The sequence below is a fragment of the Bradyrhizobium uaiense genome (assembly GCF_010811875.1).
In the GTDB taxonomy this organism is placed as follows: domain Bacteria; phylum Pseudomonadota; class Alphaproteobacteria; order Rhizobiales; family Xanthobacteraceae; genus Bradyrhizobium; species Bradyrhizobium uaiense.
On the sequence record NZ_VKHP01000105.1, the window covers coordinates 24049 to 30107 of the forward strand.

Sequence of the window (6059 nt, forward strand, 5' to 3'; positions counted from 1 at the left end):
GGCGGTCGGGACTTGAATGAAACCGACAATCTCTGGAACGCGGCAGCGCAATCGAGAGGTCGGCCATTGGTCTCCTTGGCAAACGGCGAAAGCGGCTTATTCTGCCGTCCAGCCAAAGAAGAAGCGGTCAACCGCCTATGGTTTCCAGGGAGGAGGCTCGCGCGATGAGCCAGTTGATCACGGTCGAGGAATTGCCGCGCTACGCTCCCGGCGAGCTGAAGCTGGATAGTTCGCCGGTCGGCCGCAACGATTTCCGGCTGCGGATCTTCCGCTATGCGCCGTCAGACATCTGGGTCCCGCCTTCGGAGAACTTTCTCCTCGTGCTCTATCGCGACGGCGCGACATCGATGAACCGCCGTGTCAGCGGCACCTGGAAGCAGGATCACGTCGGACGCGGCGTCACGTCGCTGTTGACGCGCGCAGAGCCGTCAAGCTGGCACTGGAAGAACGACATCGAGGTCAGCCATTTCTACATCTCGCCGACGCTGATGACGAAGACCGCGAGCGATGCCTTTGACCGCGACGCCGAGGCGGTCGAACTTCACGACCTGCTCAAGGTCGAGGACCCGATGCTGAGCTGGATCAACGATCAGATGATCCAGGAGGTCGCCGCGGGCGGCCCCGGCGGACGCCTCTGCTACGACGCGCTGGCACTGCAGGCGAGCGTCCACATCCTGCGCAAATACGCCGCGATCGAGTTCAAGATGCCTTGCGCGCAGGGGCGATTCAGGCCGGTACATGCGCGGCTGATCGAGGACTATGTCGAGCAGAACATCTCCCGCAACATCACGCTCGAGGAGCTCGCGAACATCTGCAATTGCACGCCGGTACAGTTCGCCCGCAAGTTCCGCGTCCACTACGGCATGCGCCCGCATGCCTATGTCCTGCGCCGCAAGGTCGAGCACGCATGCCGGCACCTGCGCAGGGATCGCGTGGCACTGAAGGAGATCGCATTGCTGGCCGGCTTCGCCGACCAGAGCCATCTCAATCGCGTATTCCGGCAGCACCTGAACGTCACGCCGGCGGAATATCGCCGGCAGGTCTGTGAACGTTCCGCGCAGGCGTGAGACGATAGCCCGCGGCCGCCTCACACCGGCGGCGGATTCAGCCGCGCAAAGCCTTCCTGGATTCGGTAAGGGTAGTACGGATAGGCCGGCATCACCGCGCTTGCTTGGTCGAAACGCGCGATCTGGTCCGGCGAGAGCGACCAGCCGACAGCGCCGAGATTGTCGCGAAGCTGCGCCTCATCGCGCGCGCCGATGATCACGGATGAGACGCTCGGGCGCGTCAGCAGCCAAGCGATCGCGATCTGGGGTACAGTGCGGCCGGTCTCTGTAGCCACCGTGTCCAGCGCATCGACGATCGCGTAGAGCTTCTCGTCGTCGACCGCCGGCCCGAACTGCGCCGTCTCATGCAAGCGGCTGTGCTTCGGCAGCGGCTGGCCGCGCCTGATCTTGCCGGTGAGCCGGCCCCAGCCGAGCGGGCTCCAGACCAGCGCGCCGACGCCCTGATCGAGCGCGAGCGGCATCAGCTCGGATTCATAGTCGCGGCCGACCAGCGAATAATAGACCTGGTGCGCCACGTAGCGCGGCCAGCCATGCCGCTCGGCAACGGCAAGCGATTTCATCAGGTGCCAGCCGGAGAAATTCGAGGCGCCGACGTAGCGCAGCTTGCCGGCGCGCACCAGCGTATCGAGTGACGACAGCACCTCGTCGACCGGTGTGAAGGCATCGAAGGCATGGAGCTGCAGCAGGTCGATATAGTCCGTGCCTAGCCGGCGCAGCGCGGCATCAACCGCGGCGACGAGGCGGTATCGCGACGTGCCGGCGTCGAGCGGGCCGTCGCCCATCGGCAGACCGGTCTTGGTCGAGATCAAGACCTTGTCGCGGCGACCCTTGATCGCGGCACCGAGGATCTCTTCGGACGCGCCGTTCGAATAGACATCGGCCGTGTCGAACAGATTGACGCCGGCCTCGAGGCAGATGTCGATCAACCGCCGCGCCTCGCCGGCGTCGCTGCGTCCCCAGGCCGAGAACAACGGTCCCTGGCCGCCGAACGTGCCGGTGCCGAAGCTGAGCACCGGGACCTTCAGGCCGGACGCACCGAGATTGCGATATTCCATGACGAAACTCCTTTTGATGTCGTTCACTCGGCCGGGCATTGCGTGGCGAGCGCGACCGGCCGGTCGAGGCGCAGGCTCCACAGCGCGAGCAACAGCCCGACCGCGGTGATTGCGGCGGCGACCAACGGCAGCGTGCCGAGGCCAAGGCCGCGATCGATGGTGACGCCGCCGGCCCAGGCGCCAAGCGCGTTGCCGAGGTTGAAGGCCGCGATGTTCAGGCTGGAGGCCAGCGTCCGCCCTTCCACGCCGGCGGCTTCGAGCACACGAAGCTGCAGCGGGGCGACGGTTGCAAACGACGCGATGCCGAGCACGAACAGCAGAGCCACCGCCAACGCCTTGATCGAGACGACGGCTGCCAGCGCCACGAGGACGACGGCAAGGCCGCCGAGCGACACCAGCAATGCCCGCGCGAGTCCCTTGTCGGCGAGCCGTCCGCCGGCAACATTGCCGATCGCAAGGCCAGCACCGAACATCAGCAGGATCGGCGACACCGCGGCGTCGGAGAATCCGGTCAGCCGCGTCAGGATCGGCTGCACATAGGTGAAGACCGCAAACAGCCCGCCGAAGCCGAACACCGTCATGGCAAGCCCGAGCAGGACCTGCGGGCGGCCGAGCACAGCGAGTTCCTCGCGCAGCGGCGCGGGCTTGTCGTTGGCGCCGACATGACCGGGGACCAGCACCGCCAGCACGATGAAGGCGGCCACACCGATCGCAGCCACCGCCCAGAATGCCGCGCGCCAGCCGAGCATCAGGCCGAACCAGGCGCCGAAGGGAACGCCAAGCAGGGTCGCGACCGTGAGGCCGATGAACATCGTGGCGATCGCCGATGCCTTCTTGTCTTCCGGGACGAGGCTGGTCGCCACCACCGAACCGACGCCGAAGAAGGTCCCGTGCGCCAGCGAGGTGAGGATGCGCGCCGCCATCAGCAGTTCGTAGTTCGGTGCCAGCGCGCAGGCGGCGTTGCCGAGTGTGAAAATGGCCATCAGCGCCAGCAGCACCGCCTTGCGCGGCATCCGCCGTGTCCCGAGCGTCAGGATCGGCGCGCCGACGAACACGCCGAGCGCATAGCCCGAGATCAAAAGCCCCGCCGCGGAAACCGACACATGCATGTCGGCGGCGACCTGCAGCAACAGCCCCATGATGAGGAATTCGGTGGTGCCGATGCCAAAGGCACCGGCGGTCAAGGCAAGGACTGCGAGAGGCATATGTCGCTCCGGAGGGTGAGGCTTCCGCAATGCGAGATAGCGGTCCGGGCGAGGAAGGATTAGAATGGCCGCAATCCAATCATTTGTGACTTGAATTCAAGATGTCCCGCACAGATACCAACCGCTCCGGCGAGATGGACGTGTTCGTCCGCGTCGTCGATCTCGGCGGCTTCACGGCTGCCGCCAACAGCCTGCGCCAGACGCCATCCGGCGTCAGCAAGCTGGTCTCTCGGCTGGAGACCCGGCTCGGCACCCGGCTGGTCAACCGCACCACCCGCAAGCTCCAGCTTACCGAGGAAGGCCAGGCCTTCTATCAGCGCGCCCAGCGCATCCTCGCCGATATCGATGAGGCCGAACGCGAGGCCGCCTCCTGCGTGCCGCGCGGCCACCTCACCGTGAACAGCAACATCCCGTTCGGCATGCTGCATGTGATGCCGCTGCTGCCGCGCTTCATGCGCGAGCATCCTGACATCACGCTCGACATCGTGCTGACCGACACGCTGGTCGATCTGATGCAGGCGCGCGCCGACGTCGCGATCCGCGCCGGCCCGCTCGGCGCCTCGCGGCTGATCGCGCGCAAGCTCGGCACCAGCCGCATGGCGGTGGTCGCCGCGCCGTCCTACCTCGCGCGCTTCGGCACGCCGAAGACGCCGGCCGGCCTCGCCGCCCATCGCGGCATCGGCTGGACTTTTCCGCGCAGCATCCGCGGCTGGCCGTTTCGCCGCGCCGAAAAGATCGAGGAGGCGTTGCCGCCGCCAGTCGCCCGTGCCAGCGACGGCGAGACCGCGCGCCAGCTCACGCTGGGCGGCATCGGCGTCGCTCGGCTGGCGCTGTTCCACATCGGCCCCGACATCGAGGCCGGCCGTCTGGTGCCGGTGCTGCAAAACCTCAATCCCGGCGACCGCGAGGACATCCACGCGGTCTATGTCGGCCATGCCGGTCCGCTGCCGGCCCGGGTGCGCGCCTTCATCGATTTCCTGGCACAACACATCCGCATCGGCGATCCGGCGCTGCGGCGTGGCGCGGATGGGAAATGGAAGATCGTGGGCGACAAGTGATTATGCGATGACGAACGAAACCTCGGCATCCCAGGCCATCACCGAATCGATCCGCATCGCTGCACAGCCGACGCAAGTGTGGAACGCGATCTTGGATCCCAAGGCGGGCGAGACGTGGCGCAACGCGCATTTCACGACCGACTGGCAGATCGGCGCAGCGATCGAGATCGAGGCGGAGATCGGCGCGAAGCGCTATCGCGACAAGGGCCGCGTCCTCCATGTCGAGCCGCCAGTGCGGCTTGCATACTCCTATTGGTCGCAGGTCTCTGGCCTGCCGGACGTTCCGCAATCCTATGCGACGATCACGCTGACGCTCGCGGCCGACGGCGGCGAGACGGTGCTGACGGTCACCCAGCAGGTGCCGCCGTCACCGATCCGCCGCGGCAACGGATGGGAGATCGGCGCGGACTCCGGCGCAAAGCATGTCGCGTTCTACTGGCGCATGAGGCTGCCGCGGCTCAAGCAGGTCGTCGAGCAAGGACGCATCGCGCAATAGCTTGGTCTAGGTCCGCTTCAGCAAGAACAGCTGCGTGACATAGGGAAACACCACCTCGTCGGCGTCGCCGAGACCGGCCTCGCGCAGGATGTCATCGGTCTTCTGGCGAAGGACCGCCTTCTCCGCATCGGGAAGATTGGCGACATAGCTCGTCGACACAACACGTTCATAGACGCCCTGGCGCGGCATCCGGTGCGGATGGTCCTGCACGATTTCCTTCTCGATCGCGAAGCGGGGGTCCTTCAGGATCCAGCGCCAGTGCCCCGAGCGTTGCCGGGGCGTATCTCCGGCGTAGCCTTCGATCATGACCGACAATGCGTCGACCCATGGCGCACGATCATCCCGGTTGTTCCAGACCAGCGCCAGCGTCCCGCCGGGCCGCAGGAGGCGCACGATCTCGGCGACCGACGCCTCGTTGTCGAACCAGTGGAACGCCTGCGCGCAGGTGATGAGATCGACGCTGCCGGTTTCGAGATCGATCGCATCGGCTCGCGTGTTGATGACCTCCACCCTCGCTGCCTTGGCCAGCTTGGCCGACATCTCCGCAACCGGCTCGCCCGCGCCCAGGCGCGCGGTGGTGGGGAGATGCTGAAGCAGCAGGCGGGTGAACTTGCCTGTTCCCGCCCCGAGATCGACAACGCAGCGCGCGGCTTGCAGCGGCAGCGCGGCGACGATCTCCGCGGGGTAGCTGGGTCGGCCCGCCTCGTAGGCGGTGACAGCGAGGCTATAATTCCGGGCCGTCGGATTGAGTGTCATGGTTGCTTCTCCTGCCAGCCGGCTTCTGCGGTGAGTTCTGTGGAGCGCTATAGAGCAGCGCCTGCGCAGAACTGGAAGAGCGCGTCGATTCAAAATGCGATGAGGACGCGTCACCTTTGCGTCAGCGCCGCATTGCTCCTTGTTGAACAAAGTGCGCGTACCTTGAATGACCTTGCTTCGGCAGGAACCAATATCGCAACTTTACACGCTTGTGTTGTATCAACGTCGCAGTTCCCGGTTGCAAGTTACTGTTGATTGAACCACAGTTCTTGAAAGCGGACGCGGTCTGATGCGCTGAGGACGCGTCACCTTTGCGTCAGCGCCGCATTGCTCCTTGTTGAACAAAGTGCGCGTACCTTGAATGACCTTGCTTCGGCAGGAACCAATATCGCAACTTTACACGCTTGTGTTGTATCAACGTC

Annotated in this window: 6 protein-coding genes; 3 read left to right on the forward strand and 3 right to left on the reverse strand. The window is 65.5% G+C overall.

The window, feature by feature from the left end:
• Window positions 1–164: 164 nt before the first annotated feature.
• Entirely contained in the window at window positions 165–1067 is a 903-nt protein-coding gene (locus FNJ47_RS23735) for a helix-turn-helix domain-containing protein (RefSeq protein ID WP_163157450.1), read from the forward strand.
• Between the two features lie 20 nt (window positions 1068–1087).
• On the opposite strand, the gene FNJ47_RS23740 is transcribed toward FNJ47_RS23735, so the two are convergent.
• A complete protein-coding gene (locus FNJ47_RS23740) occupies window positions 1088–2122 on the reverse strand; it encodes an aldo/keto reductase (protein WP_163157452.1) in 1035 nt (344 codons plus the stop codon).
• 23 nt (window positions 2123–2145) lie between these two features.
• Window positions 2146–3327: an MFS transporter gene (locus tag FNJ47_RS23745; protein WP_163157454.1), complete on the reverse strand. Its 1182-nt coding sequence runs from the start codon at window positions 3325–3327 to the stop codon at window positions 2146–2148.
• A 101-nt stretch (window positions 3328–3428) separates the two neighbouring features.
• On the opposite strand from FNJ47_RS23745, the gene FNJ47_RS23750 reads away from it, so the two are divergent.
• Together FNJ47_RS23750 and FNJ47_RS23755 are read left to right on the forward strand one after the other, a co-directional pair.
• Complete coding sequence (locus FNJ47_RS23750; protein ID WP_163157456.1) at window positions 3429–4385, forward strand: LysR family transcriptional regulator; 957 nt, start codon at window positions 3429–3431, stop codon at window positions 4383–4385.
• Between the two features lie 7 nt (window positions 4386–4392).
• Window positions 4393–4881: an SRPBCC family protein gene (locus FNJ47_RS23755; protein WP_163157458.1), complete on the forward strand. Its 489-nt coding sequence runs from the start codon at window positions 4393–4395 to the stop codon at window positions 4879–4881.
• A gap of 6 nt (window positions 4882–4887) precedes the next feature.
• Here the strand turns inward: FNJ47_RS23755 and FNJ47_RS23760 are convergent, their stop codons facing one another.
• Entirely contained in the window at window positions 4888–5637 is a 750-nt protein-coding gene (locus FNJ47_RS23760; RefSeq protein WP_163157460.1) for a class I SAM-dependent methyltransferase, read from the reverse strand.
• Window positions 5638–6059: the final 422 nt, after the last annotated feature.